The sequence below is a fragment of the Streptomyces sp. NPDC060031 genome (genome assembly GCF_042736805.1).
In the GTDB taxonomy this organism is placed as follows: Bacteria; Actinomycetota; Actinomycetes; order Streptomycetales; family Streptomycetaceae; genus Streptomyces.
Map to the genome: position 1 here is coordinate 1 of NZ_JBHWVM010000114.1, position 20,956 is coordinate 20,956.

19 protein-coding genes and 2 pseudogenes are annotated in these 20,956 nt (G+C 70.6%); 12 read left to right on the plus strand and 9 right to left on the minus strand.

The window, feature by feature from the left end:
• Positions 1–1,397 (minus strand): ALF repeat-containing protein (locus tag ACFWB8_RS32865; RefSeq protein WP_385235515.1); only part of this gene is annotated, 1,397 nt, incomplete at its 3' end.
• A 266-nt stretch (positions 1,398–1,663) separates the two neighbouring features.
• Here ACFWB8_RS32865 and ACFWB8_RS32870 point away from each other — a divergent pair.
• The 4 genes and pseudogenes from ACFWB8_RS32870 to ACFWB8_RS32885 all read left to right on the plus strand — a co-directional run.
• Positions 1,664–1,912, plus strand: a pseudogene (locus ACFWB8_RS32870) (transposase); the annotation flags it as partial.
• Complete coding sequence (gene tpg, locus ACFWB8_RS32875) at positions 1,890–2,486, plus strand: telomere-protecting terminal protein Tpg (protein ID WP_385235572.1); 597 nt, start codon at positions 1,890–1,892, stop codon at positions 2,484–2,486. The pseudogene ACFWB8_RS32870 and the gene tpg, both read left to right, overlap by 23 nt.
• Positions 2,486–3,697, plus strand: a complete 1,212-nt coding sequence (locus ACFWB8_RS32880; protein WP_385235519.1) for a serine hydrolase domain-containing protein — start codon at positions 2,486–2,488, stop codon at positions 3,695–3,697. The genes tpg and ACFWB8_RS32880 overlap by 1 nt, the downstream gene beginning before the upstream one ends.
• 22 nt (positions 3,698–3,719) lie before the next feature.
• A complete protein-coding gene (locus ACFWB8_RS32885; protein ID WP_385235522.1) occupies positions 3,720–4,442 on the plus strand; it encodes a TetR/AcrR family transcriptional regulator in 723 nt (240 codons plus the stop codon).
• On the opposite strand, the gene ACFWB8_RS32890 is transcribed toward ACFWB8_RS32885, so the two are convergent.
• Positions 4,383–5,552 (minus strand): MFS transporter, encoded by a 1,170-nt coding sequence (locus ACFWB8_RS32890; protein ID WP_385235525.1) that lies wholly within the window; start codon positions 5,550–5,552, stop codon positions 4,383–4,385. The two genes, ACFWB8_RS32885 and ACFWB8_RS32890, sit on opposite strands and share 60 nt — an antisense overlap.
• Positions 5,553–5,933: 381 nt before the next feature.
• Between ACFWB8_RS32890 and ACFWB8_RS32895 the strand changes: the two genes are divergently transcribed.
• The 4 genes from ACFWB8_RS32895 to ACFWB8_RS32910 all read left to right on the plus strand — a co-directional run bounded on the left by ACFWB8_RS32895 (position 5,934) and on the right by ACFWB8_RS32910 (position 9,641).
• Positions 5,934–6,332: a hypothetical protein gene (locus tag ACFWB8_RS32895; RefSeq protein ID WP_385235528.1), complete on the plus strand. Its 399-nt coding sequence runs from the start codon at positions 5,934–5,936 to the stop codon at positions 6,330–6,332.
• Between the two features lie 1,677 nt (positions 6,333–8,009).
• Positions 8,010–8,192: a carbohydrate-binding protein gene (locus tag ACFWB8_RS32900; protein WP_385235532.1), complete on the plus strand. Its 183-nt coding sequence runs from the start codon at positions 8,010–8,012 to the stop codon at positions 8,190–8,192.
• A 29-nt stretch (positions 8,193–8,221) separates the two neighbouring features.
• Positions 8,222–8,371 (plus strand): hypothetical protein, encoded by a 150-nt coding sequence (locus tag ACFWB8_RS32905; protein WP_385235535.1) that lies wholly within the window; start codon positions 8,222–8,224, stop codon positions 8,369–8,371.
• A gap of 484 nt (positions 8,372–8,855) precedes the next feature.
• Positions 8,856–9,641, plus strand: coding sequence for an ATP nucleotide 3'-pyrophosphokinase (locus ACFWB8_RS32910; RefSeq protein ID WP_385235538.1), 786 nt, complete (start codon positions 8,856–8,858; stop codon positions 9,639–9,641).
• Positions 9,642–9,690: 49 nt separating this feature from the next.
• On the opposite strand, the gene ACFWB8_RS32915 is transcribed toward ACFWB8_RS32910, so the two are convergent.
• Together ACFWB8_RS32915 and ACFWB8_RS32920 are read right to left on the minus strand one after the other, a co-directional pair.
• A complete protein-coding gene (locus tag ACFWB8_RS32915; protein ID WP_385235541.1) occupies positions 9,691–10,068 on the minus strand; it encodes a fic family toxin-antitoxin system, toxin component in 378 nt (125 codons plus the stop codon).
• Complete coding sequence (locus ACFWB8_RS32920; protein ID WP_385235544.1) at positions 10,068–10,307, minus strand: hypothetical protein; 240 nt, start codon at positions 10,305–10,307, stop codon at positions 10,068–10,070. The genes ACFWB8_RS32915 and ACFWB8_RS32920 overlap by 1 nt, the downstream gene beginning before the upstream one ends.
• 489 nt (positions 10,308–10,796) lie before the next feature.
• Between ACFWB8_RS32920 and ACFWB8_RS32925 the strand changes: the two are divergent.
• A pseudogene (locus ACFWB8_RS32925) lies at positions 10,797–10,868 on the plus strand (cold shock domain protein CspD); the annotation flags it as partial.
• Positions 10,869–11,170: 302 nt separating this feature from the next.
• Here the strand turns inward: ACFWB8_RS32925 and ACFWB8_RS32930 are convergent.
• Both ACFWB8_RS32930 and ACFWB8_RS32935 read right to left on the minus strand, forming a co-directional pair.
• On the minus strand, positions 11,171–12,436 hold the full coding sequence (locus ACFWB8_RS32930) for a sensor histidine kinase (RefSeq protein ID WP_385235548.1): 1,266 nt from the start codon (positions 12,434–12,436) through the stop codon (positions 11,171–11,173).
• Positions 12,433–13,110 (minus strand): response regulator transcription factor, encoded by a 678-nt coding sequence (locus ACFWB8_RS32935; protein WP_385235551.1) that lies wholly within the window; start codon positions 13,108–13,110, stop codon positions 12,433–12,435. Before ACFWB8_RS32935 ends, ACFWB8_RS32930 begins: the two co-directional genes overlap by 4 nt.
• Before the next feature lie 275 nt (positions 13,111–13,385).
• Here ACFWB8_RS32935 and ACFWB8_RS32940 point away from each other — a divergent pair, with 275 nt between their 5' ends.
• Together ACFWB8_RS32940 and ACFWB8_RS32945 are read left to right on the plus strand one after the other, a co-directional pair.
• Complete coding sequence (locus ACFWB8_RS32940; RefSeq protein WP_385235554.1) at positions 13,386–14,993, plus strand: alpha/beta hydrolase; 1,608 nt, start codon at positions 13,386–13,388, stop codon at positions 14,991–14,993.
• Between the two features lie 45 nt (positions 14,994–15,038).
• Positions 15,039–16,661 (plus strand): serine/threonine-protein kinase, encoded by a 1,623-nt coding sequence (locus tag ACFWB8_RS32945; protein ID WP_385235557.1) that lies wholly within the window; start codon positions 15,039–15,041, stop codon positions 16,659–16,661.
• 268 nt (positions 16,662–16,929) lie between these two features.
• Here the strand turns inward: ACFWB8_RS32945 and ACFWB8_RS32950 are convergent, their stop codons facing one another.
• Positions 16,930–17,838, minus strand: coding sequence for a 7TM domain-containing protein (locus tag ACFWB8_RS32950; RefSeq protein ID WP_385235560.1), 909 nt, complete (start codon positions 17,836–17,838; stop codon positions 16,930–16,932).
• Positions 17,839–18,199: 361 nt separating this feature from the next.
• On the opposite strand from ACFWB8_RS32950, the gene ACFWB8_RS32955 reads away from it, so the two are divergent.
• Complete coding sequence (locus ACFWB8_RS32955) at positions 18,200–18,556, plus strand: transglycosylase family protein (RefSeq protein ID WP_385235563.1); 357 nt, start codon at positions 18,200–18,202, stop codon at positions 18,554–18,556.
• Positions 18,557–18,957: 401 nt separating this feature from the next.
• Here ACFWB8_RS32955 and ACFWB8_RS32960 read toward each other — a convergent pair whose 3' ends face one another.
• On the minus strand, positions 18,958–19,257 hold the full coding sequence (locus ACFWB8_RS32960) for a DUF6342 family protein (protein ID WP_385235566.1): 300 nt from the start codon (positions 19,255–19,257) through the stop codon (positions 18,958–18,960).
• Between the two features lie 799 nt (positions 19,258–20,056).
• Positions 20,057–20,464: a hypothetical protein gene (locus ACFWB8_RS32965; RefSeq protein ID WP_385235569.1), complete on the minus strand. Its 408-nt coding sequence runs from the start codon at positions 20,462–20,464 to the stop codon at positions 20,057–20,059.
• Between the last annotated feature and the right edge of the window lie 492 nt (positions 20,465–20,956).

Consider the following 20,956-nt stretch of genomic DNA (forward strand, 5'->3'; position numbering starts at 1 on the left):
GAGCGGGCCGCGTCACGTGCCTCGAAGGCCGCGTTGGCGGAACGCTGAGCCAGCGCGGAGGCCTGGTCGGCGGCGCGGTTGGCGGCGTTCGCGTGACGGCGGGCCTCGGCCGCGGCCTGGCGGGCCTCGGCAGAGGAGTTCCCGGCCGCGTCCGCGTAGTCGTTCGCCTGCTCGGCGGCGTCGGCCGCGGCGTTGGCGTTGTCGCCCGCGCTCTGCGAGGCACTGGCCGCGCGCCCGGCGGCCTGCGAAGCCAGACCGGCCATCTCCGCGGCCTGCGCGGAAGTGTCGACGAGCTTGGCCGCTATGCGTGCGACGTTGGCGAGGTCCCTGGCATTCCCGGCCTGGGTGGCGTCGTTGCCCGCGGCGATGGCGGCGTTGTACGCGTTGTTGGCGGCGTTGGCCGCGGCGGCTGCCGCGCTCGCGGTCTGGGCGGCGGCCAGCGATGCGACCCGCGCCGCGCGGCTCGCCGCGTTCGCCGAGCTGATGGCCTGCTGGGCTGCCGCGGCGGCCGCGCGGGCGGCGTTGGCAGCCTGTGTGGCCTTCGCCGCGGCGCGGTTGGCGTCGTTCTTCGCCTGGTTCGCCTCGTAGGCCGCCTTCTGCGCGGCCTGCTTCGCGAGGTCGGAGGCTGCGATCGCCTTGGCCGAGGCCTCCTCGGCCGCCTTGGTCGCGTCTTCGGCCTGGATACCGGCCTGCTTGGCGTCCTCCGTCAGCTGCGCGACGGTGGCGTACTCCTGGTCCCGGTTGCGAGCAGTGAACTGCCCGATCTCCAGGAACTCGACCATGTCCTCCGGAGTCCCGCGCAGCGCGATCCTGGCGGCCGCCTTCACATTCGGGCCACCGCTGCCGGCCAGCTTCGAGACCGCGACCTCGTTGTCGGACTCGCGCGCGGTGTACTGGCCCTCGTCGAGGAATGTGGCGATGTCCTCCGGGGTGCCCTTGAGCGCGGTCTTGCCCGCGTCCTTGACCCCGGTGCCGCCCATGTTGATGACCTGCGAGACCTCAACCTGGCGGTCCTCGTTGAGAGGAGCCTTCCAGCCGTCGTTCAGGAAGGTGTTCAACTGTGCGGGCGTGCCCTTGAGCGCCTGCTTGGCCGCCGCGCGGACCGCCGGGCCGCCGACGTTGAACAGGCGGCTGGCACGGACGTAGTTGTCGTCGTACTCGATGGCCGGTGCGGCGTCCAGGAACTTCTGGATGTCCTCGTCCGTACCGAGGAGCGCCCGCTCGGCCGCCTCCTTGATGCCGGCCTCACCGGTCCGCCAGTAGGCGACGGCCCGGATCCGGCCGAAGGGGTCCGTGTAGTCCGGATCGTCAGCGGCGCCGGCAGGTGACGCGCCGAGCAGGCCGGCCGCGAGCACGGCGGGCAGCAGGCCGCCCGCGACGACGCGCAGGCTCGTCATGCGCGCGGCGCCGATACGGCCGCCGCTTCTCGGGTGTTGCACCCGATCGAAGAGTGTTCGCCGATTCATTCGGCAGGTTCCCCCAACTTGGTCAGAGCGACCGGGCATGGCTGTGGGCCCGGCCTGGCGTGACCGTATGTGCGAAGTGCCGAAAAATCAACAATGGTTGACTGGACATCATCTTCCGTTTATTCCGGGTGATTCAGAGCCGCCGTCGTGCGCGTGCGTAGCGCCGCGCGGCCAGCAAGGTCTCCGCCCGAACCCGACGCCTGCGCTCGGACCGGGTCATGCTCCGCGACCCCGGCCCCGCCCGGTCGGGTCCCCGGGGCGGGCGCCCTCGCCGGCATGGCGGCGTCCTCGCGTTCAAGAAGCCCGACAGCTGGCACGAGCCCGACGTCACGACCGACACGGACACCACCCGCTACGGCACGGCCACCGCGACGGCCTGGGATCGGATGCACCCCCGGCTCACCCACCGCGGCCCCTGGCTGAATCACGCCAAGGAAGAACTCCCCGCGTCGCGCAGGAGCTCGGGTCAGCCAGCGCTCGGTCGAGCGCTACCGCACGGGGGAGCACAAGACCCCGCCGGAGGAGATCACTGACCGGATCGACGCCGCAGTGCGTGCCCGTTGGCAGCCGAAGGTCCGCGGACGCCGGCGGCAGCAGGCCGCCACCCGCGCCGACATCACGATGGAGACCCCGGCACGGTTCGGCTACACCGCGCCCATCGGCACCACCGACGACGGCCGCATGCGACGCCTCACCGTCCACCTCCCACCCGCCTACGCACAGCGTCGCTTCGATGCCCAGCAGCAAGGAACCGGGGATCAGGAACTGCGCGCGACCACTGCGCGAAGACTAAATGCACCAATGGTGCCACCGACGGTGTACAGTTTTCGCTGCCGGGACGGAACCGATTCCACGTGGCGGGTCACGGCGGCCCGGTGCGGACCTGGGCAGGATCGCCATTACCTGCTGCCGCCAAGGCTTTCGGCCCCGGCCGGCGGCCCTTTCCCAGCGCCGTCCGCCCGAGCACGATGCCGAGGAATCCAACCGGTGACGACACTGAGGGTCGAAGGAGACAGGTGATGACACGTATGCCGGGGCGGCTGCTGAACGCGGCAGCGGTGGCGGGAGCGGGTGCCGGCGCGGTGTGGCTGTGGCGCAACCAAGGCAAGCTGGCGACACGGCGGCCGCTCAGCGAGTGGACCTTCACCCACATGGACACGGTGATGCCCAAGGAGAGCGTGCCGCGCGGCGGCCCGGTGCTCCCGCTGCCCGGCCGGCCGGGACCGCTCGACGTGACCTACACATTCGAGGGCCAGGAGCGGACCCTGGAGGACCTGCACCGGAACACGAACACCACCTCCTTCCTCGTACTGCGCGGCGGCGAACTGGTCCACGAGGTGTACCCGGGCCGGTTCGCCGGGCCCGGAGTGCGATTCCAGCTGTTCTCCCTGACCAAGTCGGTGACGTCGGTGCTGGTGGGCATCGCCATTGCCGAGGGCGCGATCAAGAGCGTCACCGATCCGGTGACGGCCTATCTGCCCGACCTGGCAGGCACCGCATACGACGGGCCGACGGTCGAGCACCTGCTCGACATGTGCAGCGGGGCGGGCGACCTTGAGGTGCACACCGTCCCCGGCAACAACATCAGCCGCTTCGAGAGGGCGATCGGCGGCGCAGGCAGTTTGCACGAAGTGGTCCACTCGGTGGAGCGCACCGCGGAACCCGGCACGCGGTTCAACTACTCGACGATCGACACCCAGGTCCTGGGCTGGGTGGTGGAGTCCGCGACCGGTCTGAGCCTGGCGCGGTTCGCCGCCGAGCGGCTGTGGAACCGGATCGGCCCGGAGCACGACGCGTACTACTTCCTCACCCGCGGCCGGCCGCGCACCGCGATCGGCGGCGGCTCGTTGAACGCCACCACCCGGGACATCGCCAGGCTGGGCCTGCTGATGGCTCGCGGCGGCGAGCTCGACGGCCGCCGGATCCTGCCCGAGCAGTGGGTGGAGCGGAACCGGGGCCGGGGTCTGGCGCACCTGGCGGTCGGCGAGCTGGGCCCCAGTGGCTATCCGCACTACGGATACGGCAACCAGTGGTGGACGCTGGGTGGTGCACGTCGGGCGTTCACCGGGCTGGGGATCTTCGGCCAGTACCTGTACGTCGACCCGGAGGCGGATCTGGTGATCGTCAAGACCAGCGCCTGGCCGACCGCCGACGACGAGACACGCGACCGGGAAACCATCACCGCCTTCCAGGCAATCACCCGCCAGATCGCCTGCTCGGGTGACCTGTGACGGTCCCACTAGGATGATCGCCATGACGGATAGCGGGAACCAGCCGGCGGCGACGGGCACAGCACGGCGGGGCCGGCCCAGTGCCCCCTTCCTCAGCGTCGCTCTGATCCTCGACACCGCCATGGCCATCATCGAGCGCGACGGCCCCGACGCGCTGACCTTCCGCCGCCTGGGCGCCGAGCTGGGCGCCGACCACAGCTCGGTGCTGCGCCGCTTCGGCAGCAAGGACGATCTGCTGCTCTCCCTGGCGGCCCGCCTGATGGAAGAGGCCCTGGACGGCTTCGTCCCCGAACCGGACTGGCGGCAGACCCTGGCCTCGCTCGCACGCCGGACCCGCGCCGCGTGCCGGGCGCATCCGGGTGTCGCCGTCCTCGTGGCGGCACGCACCTCGCGCCGGGCCGCGGAGTTCCAGGGCGCCGACATCGTGATCGGTGCCCTGCTGGAGGCGGGGCTGCGGGGGCGCGAAGCGGCCTCGTACTACCGTGCGCTGGTGGATACCGCGCTGGCGCTCTCGGCCTACGAAGCCTCGGTCAGCCTGCTGGACGAACAGGCCCGGGAGGGCGACCACCAGGCCTGGCAGCGTGAGTACCTGGCCGCGTCGCCGAAGAAGTACCCGCACCTGGCCTCCGTGGCGCTCCACCTCGCCGACATCGATGCCGACGACCAGTTCGAGACCACCATCGGCCTATTCATCGATGCCGTCGAGGTGCGGGCCCGGCGCGCCCGCGACCGCGACGACGCCTGACAGCTCGGCGGCGGCCGGCGCCCCGTCGCTGATCCGGGCCATACGAAGCACCGGGGCGGCCGCGGCGCAGGTAGCCGCCGCGAGCGCGGCCCCGAGTCCGGCGGGCCCTGCGGCGTCCAGTAGGGCTCCGACCGCGAGAGGCCCCACCCCTGCTCCCACCGTGACCGCACCGCTCAGCGCCACCGCCCACCTCCCGCTCGCGTCGATCTCGGCCGCCGCGGCGAGCGCCAGGGCCAGTACCGCCAGGTAGCAGCACTGCCACACCACCATCGCCACCGCGTACGCGGCCGCGGACCCCGTCCACACGACCGCGCACTTGGCGACCGCACCCAGTGCCAGGCATCCGGCCATCGCGGGCATCCGCCCGAAACGGCGCGCGGCCAGCGAACCGGTCACGATTCCCGCCAACGCGCAGATTCCCGCGACCGCGAGAGTGACCGAAACGGCCGAGGACGACATACGGGCATGTTCCTGGCCGAACACCGCCGCGTACGACCAGGTGCCCTGATCCGTGGCCAGCAGCAGCGCCACCGCCGCGAGCAGCGCTACTCCCGGAACCCCCGCCCGCCCGGCGTCCCCGGGATCCGTGGCGCTCTTGGCGCGCTGCCCGGACCTCTCCGGAAGCCGGCCGACCAGGACGTATGCGGGCACGCAACACACCGCCACCACCGCGAACCCCGCGCCGGTTCCCAGCCCGGCGTCCGCGGCCGGAACAACCACCAGCAGCGCCGCACAGGCAATCGTGCTCCCGAGCACGGCCACTCTCGATGCCCGGTCGGCGTCACCGGTCGCCGCCAGACCCGCGGCGGATGCGGCGAACACCGCCCCCAACCCGGCCCCCGCCAGCACATTCGCCGCCGTCAGCAGCGCGGGACCGGACGCCAGCGCAGCACCGGCGAATCCCGCCGCGGCCACCACAAGACCGCCACGGGCCATCCGTGCCCGCCCCGGCAGAGCGGCCCGCCGAGCCATCAACAGCGTCACCGCCGCCGTGGTCAGCAGCTGAGCCGCGGCCACCACTCCCGACGCCGCACCGGACAAGCCGAACCGCAGCGCATAGCCGGACAGCAGAACCGGCATCAGGCTGCCGCCGATGCTCCCGAGCGCCATCCCCGCGATCAGCGCTGCCGATGTCCCCGCCGCCGGAACGGCCCCACCGCCACCCCGCCTCACTGCCCGCCACCAGCTCTGAAGCCGGCAGCAGGCGCGTGCGCACCACGGTCCGCCCGACAGTCCCCTCGGAGTACTTCACACATCGGCCACCTCACAGAACACGGGGTGGCGCCACACATTAATGCACCACTGGTGTCAACATTGGTGCAACGATACCTCCGGTGACCATTGGGCGACAGCCCCCTTTCCTGACCGCCTTACTGGCCGGCAAGTCTGGTCACCCTCACGGATCCGGCCCCACGGCCTGGCGTTTGGTCCATGATCATGGAGCGGGAGTCCGGTCTCTCGCCCCTGCCCTTCGACCGACCAGGAGCCCTCATGTCCATCGAGCTCGATTTCCCGGAGTTTCCCTACGCGGAACCCCCCGGTGGCATCACCTGCTGGCAGAAGCCCTGGAATGGCGTCCTCGTCGTGGTGGACCGGATACCTTTCAAGACCGGCGACGAGGTCACTTTCCACATCACGGTCTGCAGCGACGCCACCGGGCAGACCCCGGCTGCGGAGATCCGGGGTGTCGCGAGCATCACCGCTGACACCACCTCGGCCAGCTACACCATCCCCTGGGACGGCGTCCTGGACGCCGTCACCGAGGGCTCCATCATCGCCTTCTACACCCACGCTCCCGCCGACAGCAGCGCGCCAGCGACCTCGCAGGAAGCCATAGTCCGGTACTCCCGCCAGCAGCCCGGCGGCGGCGTCTGCGGTCCGGACAACTGAGCCCTGTGGGGCAGGTGCGCCAGCTGCTGTGCTGCGAGGCGAATCCCACTGTCGTTCGTGCCCGCATCCCGCGACGGGCAGACGGGGATCAGCTGTGGGGTTGCGACGTGCGGGCTTCCAGGTAGGCGGTCCAGTCTGTTGCGGCGCGGCGGCGCCATTGTGTGGCGGTCACGACGTGAAGGCCGAGGAGTGGGGCCAGTACGGCCGGCGGGAGGTCTTGGGCGAGTTGGGTGAGCGCGGTGTTGCGGGCTGGCCGGATAGGAATGCCGTGTGCGTTAAGCCGGCGGGCGAGCACGGTGGCGGAGAGGTGCTGGCCGGGGCGGGTGCCGGGGAGCAGCCGGCGATGGGGTGAGTTCGCTGCCCCGCCCGAGGGGGTCCGGTCGGCGAGTTCGGACAGCAGGGTGGCCAGGGATCCGGGACGTCGGATGGGACGCGGTCGAGCATTACGGCCCGGTCGCCGTTGCACGTGGTCGGGACGTCGGCTGGGAGGGCTGCGATCCGGGTGAGGTGCTGACCGAACAGGAGCAGGATGGCTCTGGCAGCCCGGACTTCGAGGGGAAGGCTTCGGTCGTTCAGGCACTGGTGGAGTAGCTCCCAGTGCGAGTCCTCGTCGAACCCGACTGGGTCGGCCTTGGGCCGGTGTGGGACATGGAGGTCACGGCTGTGGCCTCGGCGTGCGGCCCAGACAGCGAAGTCTCGGACCTCGTAGCGGCTGCCGGGGTTGTCGGCCAGCCACCAGTCCATCTCGCGCTGGGTGACTTCGGCGGGAGCGAGGCCGTGGTCGTTCATGGTGGTGAGGAAGGCGACGGCATGGTTGATACGGGTGCAGGCCCAGCGGACACGGTGCTTGAAGCCGCTTGGCCTTCCGTGGGCCCGGCGGGCCGGGGCAGGAGGGACCAGCGGACGTAGGCGCGCAGCAGCAGGGCGCGTTCGGGGTGGCGGGCCGCGGTGCGGGTGAGGTGAGGTGGCGTTCGATGCGCGCGGTGAGTTCGTCCCGCTCGGGCAGGACCCGGTAGGTGACCAGGGTGGTGCGGAGGTAGTCGATGGTCTGCGTTCCGCCCCGGCCGGAGGCCGCGGCCATGGTGTCCAGGACCTCGTGGGTCAACGGCCGGCCGACGGCCACGAGGTCGGCCAGCAGGTGGGCGGAGTGCGAGTTCCGCAGCCAGTTCAACGCAATCCTCGGCCGCTCGCACTCCGCCAGGGCGGTCCGCATCTGGTGGTACTGACCCCTGGCTTCGGCCGGGGCGGCGTCGAAGACGGTAGCGAGTTGGTCTTGGAGCGTGCACCGGTCACACAGGCCCCGAACCATGTAGGAGAGCGGGTTCGAGCAGCGGGGGCACGCGTAGGGGTCGGGGTGGCCGGAGCTCGGTCCGCAGATCCGGCGGTCGCCTTCGCGTCCGACGAGGACGCGCTGCCGGTCGCAGTGCCTCCGGCGACGGCGGCGGCCACTGCGCCGGGTCCTGGTCCGACTTCGACGGTTCGAACGCGCAGTCACCGCCACCAGCGAGGTCAGCTGACCGAGGCCGTTCGCGTACGCCCGTGAGCGGTAGCGAATCGGTTCCGCAGACAGCGGGCGCAGCGAGCCCGACCCGCCTCATGGATCATCCATCGGAGTCGGCATCGTCATGGGAAGATCCACGCGGGTGGGCACCGTGCCGGATCAGCGGGGAGACAGGCATGTCTGCAGCATTGCCGCAGTGGACGGTGGGCAGGCCGTACGCAAAGAGCGATGAGGTGGCGTACCAAGGCCGGCGCTACATCTGCCTCTTCTCGCATACGTCCCAAGCCCGTTGGGCTCCGGGACAGGCCCCCACACTGTGGGTGATGTGCTCCGATGCTCTGCCCTGGCACATGCGCTGACACGGTCCCGGGGCGGAGCCACGTGCGGGGTGTACGGACTGCTGATGCTGCCGCCGGAGGCGATCGAGCTGGACGCCTCCCGCCAGCACCCCGAGCGGGACGCGTCCCCTGGTGCGGGCTGCTGCTCGGCTGCTGCGGTGCTGCTGCTGCCCGGGGCTCGGCCGAGGCGGTTGCCGTGAAGGTGGAGCGGACTTCACTGGGTCATGACCGCTGGTATCCCGACGGACACCAGCGGCCGGTCAAAGCAGCATGGGTGGCCGGCACCAGACACGCCGCACGCCCAGACACCGGCTGTTTCGTGGGGGCTTGGGCGGCCCGGTGCAACTGCCGCCAGAGCGCTCTGGTCACCGGGCCTCGCCCGCGCACGCCTGATCGGCGCGGACTGCGCCCGACCATAACCGCGGCAAGCCGGCGCCCCACAGCAAAAGCACACGGTTCGGCAACATGCGTGACATACGAGGGCGAGGGTTGACGCCCGGCGCTGACACAGCCACCCGTCGGCTCCCGCTCACGCCGGGGACCCCAGCGGCGCGTTCCTCGGGCAGCGGCCCAGCCGAAACCGGCCAAAGATCACCGCGGCCTGCCCCGTTGAGACACCTCGACCCTGGTCGGCCCGTTGTGCTGTGCATACTCATGCCCCACGTAAAGGCAGGACTCACGCGGATGAACATCACCCGTACCCTCACGCGAGCCGCGATCGCGGCAGCGCTGACCACCGCGCTCGGCAGCGGCCTCACCGCGACCGCCGGCGCCGCCCAAACCACCGCCGGCGCTTCCCCCGTGTCGTCGGTCGAGCAGCCGGGCGACGGCTGGAGCGGTGAAGGCGGGCTCTCACTGAGCCCGGCCGACAACCAGCGCGTCGAGAAGTACATGGAGAGCGCCCAGCGGGCGGAGCGGTCCATCAGCCCCCAGGTGCGGGCGGCGGCCTGGATGGCGGGTGCGGAGGTGATCGGCTTCGAGAACCGGCTCAAGTCCCCCGATTCGCTCAAGCGGAAGGTTGCCACCTCGCTGAAGGAACACCCCGGGCAGAGCGCCGACACCGTTCTCGCCACTCTCAGCGACGCGGTGCGCTACACCCTTCAGTGGGGCGACGGCCAGTACACCGACGGAGTCACCACCGCCTCCGCGGCACTGTCCGCCTGGGGCAACGACAGCACCAAGTGGTCCAACACCTGGGGCCGCACGGCGGGCTACAAGGGACTCAACACCGGTTGGCACGCGCCTGGTTCGGGGCAGCTGTTCGAGGTCCAGTTCCACACCCCGGCCAGTAAGTGGGCCCAGGAAGCCACCCACAAGCTGTACGAGGAGCAGCGCCTGCCGGGTACCGGCTCCGAGCGGAAGCGGGAGCTTCAGGAGCAGCAGAACGCGATCTTCGCCTCGGTCCCCGTCCCGGCGGGCGCGGAGCGGCTGACCGCCCCCACCGCCCCAGCCCCAGTGCCGGTGGGCTGATCCTGGGCCACGTACACCCCGGCACGGTGCCGCCGTGCCGGCCCCCTCGTCAGCTGGCAGTGGGCCAGGAACGCAGCAGTGTGGCGATCTGCGTGGCGGTGCAGGTCGGGTCCAGGAGAAGATCCCTCAGGGCGATGGCGTTGTCGCGGGTGGGCTTGACCGCGGTTCCGGTGGCTTCGAGGTACATGACGCCGGTTGCGGCGGCGACGGCGAGGTTGGAGCGCTCCAGCCAGCGGCACCGTCCCAGGGTGTGCACCAGGGCGGCTGCCTTGGCGTACGGGCCGTTGTAGACCGGCTGCTCGAAGAGCTCGGCCCTGTGGCGGGCGACTGCCGAGACGGGGACGCCGTAGTCGTCGGGGGCGGGATCGTTGGCGCCGGCGGCCTGGGCGACCTGCAGGATCCAGGCAACGTCGATGTGCAGTTCCATCAGGCGGCGCGTTCTCCCCGGCGGATTTCCTGGGCATCCTCGGTCTCGTCGAAGACGTCCTGGTGCTCGGCGAGGAAGCGGGCGGCCGCGTCCACGGCGCGGGCCCGCAGGCCGCTGGCGTCGTCCTGGACCAGGCGGGCGAGGTAGTCCCCGATGCTCAGCCCTAGGTCAGCGGCGCGCTTCTTCGCAAGTTCTGCGACGTCCTGATCGACCCGGGCACCCAGCTGCGTTTTAGCCATACCGGCATGGTAACAGTTGTTACCATGCCTGAGTGCGCCCCTGAGGACGAACAGTCGGCCCCGGACTCTGCCTCCTACCGGCCGCCCGCCCGCCCCGGCTGGGTAGAACCGTAGAGCCCGGTAGCCCTCGAAATTGCCAGAAGGGACAGCCGTAACCGCGCCAGGTTACGCGCCACCCGCGAATCGCTTCGCGCCCCGACAACAGACCCTGCAACCAGTCCAGTCGTGTGAATGTGCCTGCTGGTGGCAGCCGATTCACCAGCACGCAGTCGCTCCCCGGCAGCCAGCTGGTCACCCGGTGACAGCAGCCAGCCCTCGCAGGACCCCCACGCCGATGCGAACCGCACCCCGGTCCATGGGTGCCCGGGGTCGGCGGCGGTCAGGTGCTCGGCGACCTGGCGGGCCTGCTCCGGGCGCAGCGCGACGGTGCGGCCTACCGCCCGTAGGCGGCCGGTGTCGCCGTGGCGGCCGAGGATGAGGAGCTGCGGGGGCCAGCAGGTGAACTTCGACGTCACCCAGGGCCAGAAGGGCCCCGAGGCCGAGAACATCACCTCCGCCTAGGTTTCGCCCCTTCAGCGGGCGCCGCCGCGTCATTGGCCGCCCTGTGAAAAGCCCGGCCGGGCCGTCCGGGCAGGAGCAATGTGGCGGCGCGGAGAACGGCGGCGCTGGATACCCCCAGTACTGCCCGGCCCCGCTCGACACGAGCCGACGCCGCCGACAACCAGCGCGTGATCCTCACCGCAGCCGAGCGCGTGTGGCCCGAGATCCCCGCCGCGCCGAACGTGGGCGTGGCGAACGCGGGCGTGCCGATCGCGGGCGCGCCGATCGCGGGCGTGGCGATCGCGGCTGGCGAGTGCTCCCTCTTACTTCGCCTGGGGCTTGAGGTGGAGGGTGAAGCGGGCGCCGCCGCGTGGGCTGGTGGTGGCGTCGAGGGTGCCGTCGTGGGCGTGGGCGATCCAGGAGGCGATGGAGAGGCCGAGGCCGCTGGAGCCGGAGGCGGACCCGCTTCGGAAGCGTTGGAAGAGGGAGTCGGCCAGTTCCCGGGGTACGCCCGGCCCGGCGTCGTCGACGGTCAGCGTGCCGTCGGCGGTCACGGTGAGCTCGACCTCCGCGGGCCGGCCGGGGGCGTGGCCGTGGACGAGGGCGTTGCCGAGCAGGTTGGCCACTGCCCGCTTCAGGAGGTCGGGGTCGGCGACCACGACGACCGGTTCGGTGCGTACGGTCACGTGATGCCCGCCGGTCTCGGTCTCGTCGACGACGGCTTCTACGAGCTGGTCCAGGCGCATGGGCTGGCGGTCCGGGGCGCTGACGCCGGCTGCCATCCGGGCGCGGGTGAGCAGGCCGTCGATGAGGTCGCCCATCCGGCTCGCCAGGCGCACGGTCCGTTCCAGGGCGGCGTCCCGGTTGGTGTCGTCGCGCAGCGCGGTTTCGGCAAGGATGCGCAGTGAGGCGGCCGGGGTGCGCAGGTCGTGGGCCGCGTCGGCGAGGAACTCCTCCTGCTGGCGCAGTGCCGTCAGCGCGGGTCGGATCGCGCGTCCGGAGAGCAGGTGTCCGGCTGCGGCGGACAGCGTCACCAGGGCTGCGCAGCCACCTGTCAGGAGCAGCGTCAGCCGGCGGTGTGCGGCCTGGTCTGCGGACATGTCCACGGCTGCGACGAGCGCGCCCTCCGGTTTCTCGCCGTCGGCTGCCGTGTAGGGCTCGGCGAGCAGCCGGATCTCGTCGCCGCCCTCGCTGCGGGCGTCGACGACGACCGCCTCACCCTCCTTCACGGCTGCGGCGGCCGCCTCCTCCAGGTCCTCGTTCCGGGGCCATACGCAGGCCTGGCGCGGCTGGTAGACGATGGTGGGCTTGTTCGCCGTCGTGGCCACCACGGTGAGCAGTGGGCACTCGGTCTCCATGCCCTCCTTCAGGGCCTGGACGTCGAGTTTGCCCTTCTCGTCGGTGCCCAGGAGCGGGATCGCCCGGCTGGTCTGGAGGTTGAGGGCGTCGTCGAGCTGGTTGCGCCAGGAGTTGTCGTTGGTGTGGATGGCGAACGCCGCGAGGGCGATCAGCCCGACCGCGCTGGTCAGGGTGAACAGGGCGGTAAGCCGTCGGCGCAGCCGGCGGGCGCGGGCCTCGGCCGCCGTCATGCTCGGCCGGTCGTGGGGGGTGCCAGGCGGTAGCCGAGGCCGCGGACCGTGTGGATCAGCGGTGGGTCGCCGAGCTTGCGGCGCAGTTGGGAGACCAGCACCTCGACGACGTTGGAGTTCGGCTCGGCCATCTCGTCCCAGCACTTCGCGATCAGCTCGGCGCGGGGTACGGCCTGGTCAGCGCGGGCCGCGAGCAGTTCCAGTACGGCGAATTCCTTGCGGGTCAGGATCAGCAGCACGCCGCCGCGGTGCACCTGGCGGCGGGCGGTGTCGATCTCCAGGTCGGCGATCCGCTGCACCGGCGGCCGGGCCGCCCCCGCCCGTCGGCACAGGTTGTGCACCCGGGCCACCAGCTCGGGCACGGCGAACGGCTTGACCAAGTAGTCATCGCCGCCGACGGCGAACCCGGCGACCCGGTCGGCGACCGTGTCCCGAGCCGTGAGGAACAGCACCGAGACGGTCCGCCCGGCGCGCCTCATCTTGTCCACGTAGTCGATGGCGTCCCCGGAGGGCAGTGTCCGGTCGAACACCACACAGTCGTAATCGGTGACGAACAGTGCCTCGTCGGCGGCCGGCAGATCGGCTGCCTCGTCGACGGCCAGCCCCTCGGAGCGCAGCGCTGCGGACACCGCGAACCGCAGATTGTCGTCGTCTTCGACCACCAGTACTCGCACGGGGGTCAGGATAGTCCGGCCCGCGCGGAGGCCCCTGCCGTGCCCCGTCCTCATCAAATCCTCAGGTTCCCTCAGGGACCATCCATCCAGGTCGCAGCGGAATCGAACACGCGGCGACTTGAGACACCCCCGGGCGTGGACCCCCCACTCCCACCCGGCTCCACGTCCGGGGGGGCAGGCCGCAGGCGGCCGCCCCCTGCTCTGCGGCACCGGCTTGAGCGTCCGTGCCCTGCGCGCCGTGAACCGGCGCCGACCAGTCCCGACGGAGTACTCCCATGAACCACCCGGCCCTCAAGCGCGGCAGCCTGATCCTGGCCCTGGCCGCACTCGGCGCGACGGCACTCGCAGGCTGCAACCCGGCCAGTGATGACGCACGCCCGCCCGGCGCCGTATCCGTCGACCCCGCCGCGCAGAGCGATCTGCAGGGCTTCTACCAGCAGAAATTGGCCTGGACCCGGTGCGGTGAGCTGCAGTGCGCCACGCTCACCGTGCCCATGGACTACGCACACCCCAAGGACGGCCGGACCTTCACCCTGCCGCTGGCCAAGGCCGTCACGGCGGACCCCACCCGGCGCATCGGCTCCCTGGTCTTCAACCCCGGCGGCCCCGGCGAATCCGGGGTCGACCAGCTGAAATCCGGCGCCCAGTCGTCCTTCAGCGAACGGACCCGCGACCGCTTCGACATCGTCAGCTTCGACCCGCGCGGCGTGGCCGGGAGCAAGCCGGCCGTCGACTGCGGGTCCTCGGACCCGGCCGCCGAGGACCAGCCCATATCCGGTGCCGGCGACACGTCAACGAGCCTGTACCCGACGACCGACGCCGAACGCAGCGCCGAACTCACCAACGCCGAACAACAGACCGCCGCCTGCAAGGCCCGCAGCGGCGCGATCCTGCCGCACGTCGGCACCCTGGACGCCGCCCGCGACATGGACGTACTGCGCGCCGCCCTCGGCGACGACAAGCTCACCTACCTCGGCTGGTCCTACGGCACCTACCTCGGCACCGTCTACGGCGAGCTGTTCCCGCGCCGGGTCCGGGCACTCGCCCTCGACGCCGCGGCCGACCCCGCACTCGACTGGTCCGAGGCCGCCCTCCAGCAGGCCAAGGGCTTCCAGAAATCGGTGGACGACTACGCCGGGCAATGCGCCTCCGTGGTGGGGAGCACCTGCCCCGCCGCCACCCCGGACGGCATCCGCAAGGTGATCACCGACCTGTACGCGCGGGTTTCCAAGCGCCCGCTGCGGATCAAGGGCGCCGACGAGCGACTCGACCAGGCCATGCTGAACACCGCCGTCAGCATGTCGATGTACTCGCCTGAGTCCCAGTGGCAGCCCCTGTCCGAGGCGCTCGGCGCGGCACACAAAGCCGGCGACGGAACCAAGCTCGCGGAGATCGCGGACCCCGGCATATCGACTCAGGACGACAGCTCCGACTCCGGATCCGATCCGGGCGCCGCCGGCCACCAGGCCCCCGGCAACTCCTCCGACGCCCTCGTGGCCATCAACTGCCTCGACCATCCGCACCCCAGGGACCCGCAGCCCTACTGGGACCTGCTCGACCTGGCGAACCGGGAGGCCGGGGCCTTCGGTACCTCCAACGTCCTCGCCACGCTCGTCTGCAAGGACTGGCCCGCCGGACAGCAGAAGCCGCACCGCGTCCAGGCCGAGGGCCTCCCCCCGGTACTGGTCGTCGGCACCACCGGCGACCCGGCCACGCCCTACGAGTGGTCGAAGAACCTCGCCGGTCAGCTGCCCGGCGGCATGCTGCTCACCTTCCGGGGGCCGGGCCACACCGCCTACGGCCGGGGCAGCACCTGCGTGACCGACGCCGTGGACGCCTACCTCCTCGACCTCCAACCGGTCCCGGACGGGAAGACCTGCTGAACCAGCCCCCTCACAGCCCGTACGTACCAACTGGAGATCTTCCGCATGCCCATGGACCTGCCGCCGGATTCCTCGCTCGCGTCAACGGTCTTCCAGCCGTTGCAGCCCGACGACCCGGGCGAAGTGGGCGGCTACCGGCTGCACGCCCGGCTCGGGGCCGGCGGTATGGGGCGGGTCTACCTGTCGTACACACCCGGCGGCCGGCCGGTGGCCCTGAAGACGGTCCGGCCGGAGTTCGCACAGGATCCGGAGTTCCGACGGCGGTTCGCGCACGAGGTGGCCAACGCCCGGCGGATCCACGGGCTGTACACGGCCCAGGTCATCGCCTCCGGTGCGGACGCCGAAGTGCCCTGGCTGGCCACCGCGTACGTACCGGGCCCGTCGCTGCAGCAGGTGGTCCGGGACCACGGCGCGCTGCCGGTGCGCACCGTACTGCTGCTGATGGGTGGGATCGCGGAGGCACTGCAGGCGATTCACGGAGTCGGCGTGGTGCACCGGGACCTCAAGCCCGCCAACGTACTGGTCTCGGCCGACGGACCCCGCGTGATCGACTTCGGCATCGCCCGTGCGGCCGACGCCATCGCGATGACCGGCACGGGTTTCCGGATCGGTTCCCCCGCGTTCATGGCGCCCGAACAGGCCCTTGGCCGACCGTCCACGCCCGCGACGGATGTCTTCGCGCTGGGCGCGCTGGCGGCGTACGCAATGTCCGGCGCGCTGCCGTTCGGTGAGGGGCCGGAGACCACGGTGCTGTACCGGGTGGTGAACGAGCAACCCGGCCCCGCCCGTGTCCCGGGCGACCTGCACGCGCTGCTGCTGCGCTGCCTGGCGAAGCAGCCCGAGGACCGGCCGACGCCCGCCGAGATCATCGAGACCGCCCGCACCCACCACACCGTGGGCGGGCAGCTGCGCTTCGCCGACGACTGGCTGCCCATGGGGGTCAGCACCGACATCACCCGGCGCTGCGACCTGCCCCGACACCTTCCCACGGCCGTGTCCCCCGCTTCCGTTCCCGCGCAGGCACCGGTCGGCTCCTTCGGCGCCCCGCAGCCCACGGCCCAGATGTCGACCGCCCTGCTGCCCACACCGCCGGCGACCGTTGCCGCTTCGGCGCCACCCGAGCAGGTCAAGCCCCTCCGCCGTCGCCGCAAGGGCGCGTCCTGGAAGACGGTGCTCGTGGTGGCGCTGCTGATGGCGCTCGGCGGAACGGTCGCCGGCGTACTCCTGGCCGTCCGACCCGGCCAGATCCTCGACGACACGGATGACACCAGCCTCGACGCGGCGGCGAGCACGGCCACCTACACCCCGGCGTACACCGACACGGTCCTGACCGCGCCCGACGACTCCTACGACTTCGACATCACCACCGGCACGCTCACCCCCGCGCGGTCCACCCCGTGGGCCGTGGGACACAACGCCGACGGGTTCCTGAGCCCGTCGGACAACGACGCCTCCATCACCCCCAGCGCCCGGCCGACGCCTGCCGAGTGCTCGACGTCCATCGACCAGCAACCTGCGACCGCCCTCGGCTTCGCAGATCTGCCGACCGGACGAGCCTTCTGCGTGCGCTCACGCAGCACTCACGACATCGCGATCCTGCGCGTGATCACCGTGGCCGACAACGGTCCGGTGACGATCTCGATGGACTACTACCGCAACGACAACTGACTGCCGTGCGGCACCGTTCGTACCGAGTCATCGCTGACCTCACTCTGATCGCCGTGACGGGTGTCACCGTGCTGGTCCTGTTCGGCTGGGTCGATAGCTGGGGCGTTGAAACCTGGCCCGTCGATGCAGCGGCGGGCCGCATTGCGGTGGCCGGTTGCGCGGTGTCCGCTGTGCTGATCCGCCGACGGGTGCCATCGGTCGCCGTCGTGGTCGTAGCGGTCCTGGTAGGGGCCGATCCGCTGACCGGCGGCGCGCTGGCGATCGTGGCCTACACGGCGGGTCTGCGCTGGTCGAGCCTGCCGCGCAGACTTGCTCTGCCGGCCGCGTGCCTGATGGCGGTGACGACGACCGGCAACGTCATGCCCCAGGAGTCGGAGAGCCCGGCGCTGCCCAGCGCGAGTTGAGCCCCGACCAGGCCCGAGGTGACCACTCCGATCAGGACGCCGAGCCGGGCGACGTGTGGCAGGTGCAGACGGAGCAGCAGCGGTTGCACGACGAAGCCCAGCGCGAACATCGCCAGTTTCAGGGGGATGCCCAACGGCAGCCCGGCCTGTGCGTACGCCAACGCCAGCAGAACGGGGCTGAACGTGCCCAGGGTGTTCAGCCCGACGACGACCCGCAGTACGGCGATCAGCAGGGCAGCCAGTGGCAGCAGCGCCATTATCGACACCGGGTCGATCGCCGGCGCCTTGACGAACAGGATCCGCAGGGCCGACGGCGCGGTCGACTCGTCCGGGCGGGTCAGCAGCCGCTTGCCGACAGCCATCTGAAGGCCCTGGATTTCCTGACGGCCGAGCAGTACCGGCGTCTCGCGCTTGGCACGGCTGTTGACGTTGACCTTTGCCACGAACGAACGACCGGCGAGCTGCATCACTGCGTCGATCACGGGACGTTCTTCCCGGCCGAGAGACGAACCGACCGTCACCTTCGGCGCATGTGCGAGATCGAACCCGAGATCCTTTGCCAGCGCGGTGTCCATCGACGAGGCCGTGGCACCCGTGTCGATCAGCGCCAGCACCTCGACCGTCTTGTTGGACGGTCCAGTGATGCGCACCATCTCCCGCTCGCCGATGGTGTCCGACGACCTCGACAGCGCACGGCTGGGCGAGCCGAGCACAACGATCGGCCGGGCGAGGTAAACGAAAGTGTCGAGATTGCTCAGCGAGGCAGGCTGCACGCGTGAAGTGGGCCCCGTGGCGAACTGCCGACGCAGGAGGCCAGGTCGCCCCTGTCCGCCACCTTGCTCCACGGGATCCGCGGCTCATCACCGCAGCCCGGATTCGACGGTGACCGGCGCCGTCAGGGCGCGGGCATCGCGGCGCGCGGCGGCACTGCCGATGCGGTTCTGCCGGGAGCGGGGCCGGCGGGACTCCCCGGCCGCGACTGGTGGCGGCGCCGTACGGGTGTTGTCGCCCGTTCGCCTGCCTGAGACGAGCCGAGGTCGGCAGGCAGACGTGTTGTGCTACCCCATGGCCTGACAGCCGTGAACGGGCCTGCCGGGTCAGTGGGTCGGCCCATCAGACCGTAAAGGAGGACTGATGTCTCGTTTCCAAGACAGCCAGCGAACCGGAAGCACCGTCCTGGCCCTACTCTGCGCCGTGCTCCTGTACCGGGCAGCGCTGACCGATCCCAGCGCCCATGCGGCCCCCCACTCGTTTAAACCTGGCGCCAACTGGGACGCGATCGCCCAATGCGAGTCGGGTGGCAACTGGCGTGCCAACACGGGCAATGGGCACTACGGCGGCCTGCAGTTCACGCAATCCAGCTGGAAGGCCGCGGGTGGCCGCCAGTACGCCGCCCGAGCCGACCTGGCCACGAAGAAGGAGCAGATCGCCACTGCCAATAGGCTGGCCGCCATGCAGGGCATGGGAGCTTGGAGCTGCGCCCGCCTATAAGGAAACACCGAGGCAGCCTCGTTCAGCGGGGTGGGTGGGTCGCTTTGGAGTGCCTCGCTCGAAGCGAATCGATGTCCTCTTTGCGATGCTCCGCGACATGCTCCGCGACGGCACGGTGCGGGACTGGTCGAGAGCCAGCCCTCGTGGAGCCGCTTCAATCGCCTTTCGAGGCCATCAAGTCCCAGGACGGGCGGCCTTCCCTGGCCGCACGGGAAGCCGTGCCCGGTTCCAACCCTCGTAACGGGGCATGCGACAGACACTTGGCTGTGCTCATTCAGACCCTGGGTCGGTTCCCTTGGTTGACCGCCCTAACGGCATCAAGATTGGACCGAGCCACTGGGCCGTGATGTCACGCCGAGGCGGCCCGCCGATGGTCGGCGAGCCGCCTTGTCCTACCGGAATCAGTAGGACAGATCGCCCTGTTCCTGAATCACGCGGCCGGCGATGTACAGGTCGCCGCCGGAGTCGAGAATGGCGATGACCTTCTTCTCGGTCCCCTGGTAGGTGGTGAACACGATCCTGTCCCCCTCCTGGCTGGTGGAGTGGTTCGTGTTCACCGAAAGCTCGATACCGAGCGGCGAGCTGATGACCACGTCCTGCTTTCCGGCGTCCGAGAACTTCGGGCTGGGCCGCAGGCTGATCCGCCCATGGGTGTCGCCCTCGTCCCAGTCCGACGCCACACCGAGATCCACATCAGGCATGAAGCCCCCCTTTGATATACGGCGACAACGCGCCTTCCGTGTTTCAATCCGCACAGCCTGCGCGACCGAGTCGGAATGCACGCTCCGCATCCATTTCCGCTTGACGTTCCGGACCCGTACAGGATGAAGATCTGCCCCGGACGTCGCGTACGAGGGGTAACTTATGCCTATCGCGCCCGGAGTGTCACTAGCTGAGATGCGATCTTTGACTCTTCGGCCTGATTCGCATCGAGTACAGAAATCTTCCGTGAAAATCTCATCCGCCCCACCTTCACCAAAGTGCCGGTAAGCAGGCCTGGATAACCTTCGGCCATTCGCCGATGTGAGGGCAGGGGTGCTGAGTGAGCGCCACAGATGTCTAAAAAGGGCATCGGCATTCCAGGGTGAGGCCGCGGGCGATGCGCTTCGTGGTCGATCCTTCCGATGCCACCCCCGGGCCGGCCCCGCCCTACCGGGAGCCGCCGTCTGGCTTTGCGCCGCCCTCCGCCCGGCCTCACAGCCGGTGGGGGGCGGCTCGCTGCGAAGTGGCGGTGCCCCAGGGAAAATCCGGCCTTCGCCTCACCGATGAACGTTCCCCACGCGCGGGCGGGCGAAGACCACGGCGGTCCTGGGATCACCCGTTCGCCGATCGTTCCCCCCACGACGGGGCATCGTGAGGTCCTGGGCCGGCTGTGAAGCAGCCCTCGCGCCGTCGGCGTGAACGGCCCCAGCTACCGCCCGAACAAGCGCCCCAAGAACCCGACCGACAAGCCTGCCAAGCCCACGATCACCTGGTAGTGCGTGATCGCCGGGCGCGGTGTCACACGCTCCACGGCTCCAGGGCACTCCACGTCCCCCCGACCGCCTCGAAGACCAACTCCGAGCCTTCGAAGACCTCCTGCCCACTCCCCGGTCGAAGGCTGCCGAAACGCTCAGCGCACAGGTCGACCTGCAGCAGCCCGTCGAACCGGGTGAACTGCGGGGGATCGTAGAGCACCCCCCCAGGAGAGCCCTGGCTCTCGTCGATCCGAAATCGCTTCACGTCGACCAGGTCCAGGCACACCGGCTCCCACCGCAGGGCCTCGTCCACCACCCGAACGTCGATCACAAGTCTGACGGCCCGCCCCCGCGGTTTCCGTCCGAACTCCTGGTCAAGGATCACCCGGCGGACACAGGAATCACCGAACTCGTAGCGTGCCAGCAGGGCCGCGATCCCGTCATCGGTCAACGCGTACGGTCCAAGCCTCCGAGACGGTACCGGTGCTCTGAGATCCACTCTGCTCCCTTGTCGAGGTGCCCATAGTAGGAGGAACATCCAACCGAGACACACGACGCGGCAGGCCGCGAACACTCAGCGCATCGAGGGCGTAGTGCCGTAGTTCCACTCGCCTTCGTGGCCGGATTCCACCTCGCACCAAGTGACATCCTCCAGCGTGTTCGCGCCGAACGTCAGATTGGCCGAAGGCGGAAGCCGCCCTGGTTACCGGCGGCGCCCGATGCCGAACCTGCTGCGGTGCTTCGCAGCCGGCGCTTCGGCCGCCGCTCGTCCGGCTTCCTCCGCCTGGCGGCGCGCGACGCGCTCAGCCTCCGCGCTGTCGGCGGCCTCCGTCGCGCACGGCTCGCACAGGTCGTCCACTTTCCACGGGCCACGAACGGCGGCCGTGGCCGGCGGGAGAATCTCCCGCCGGCCACGCGCACGAGCGCCGACCGGGCCCGGGAC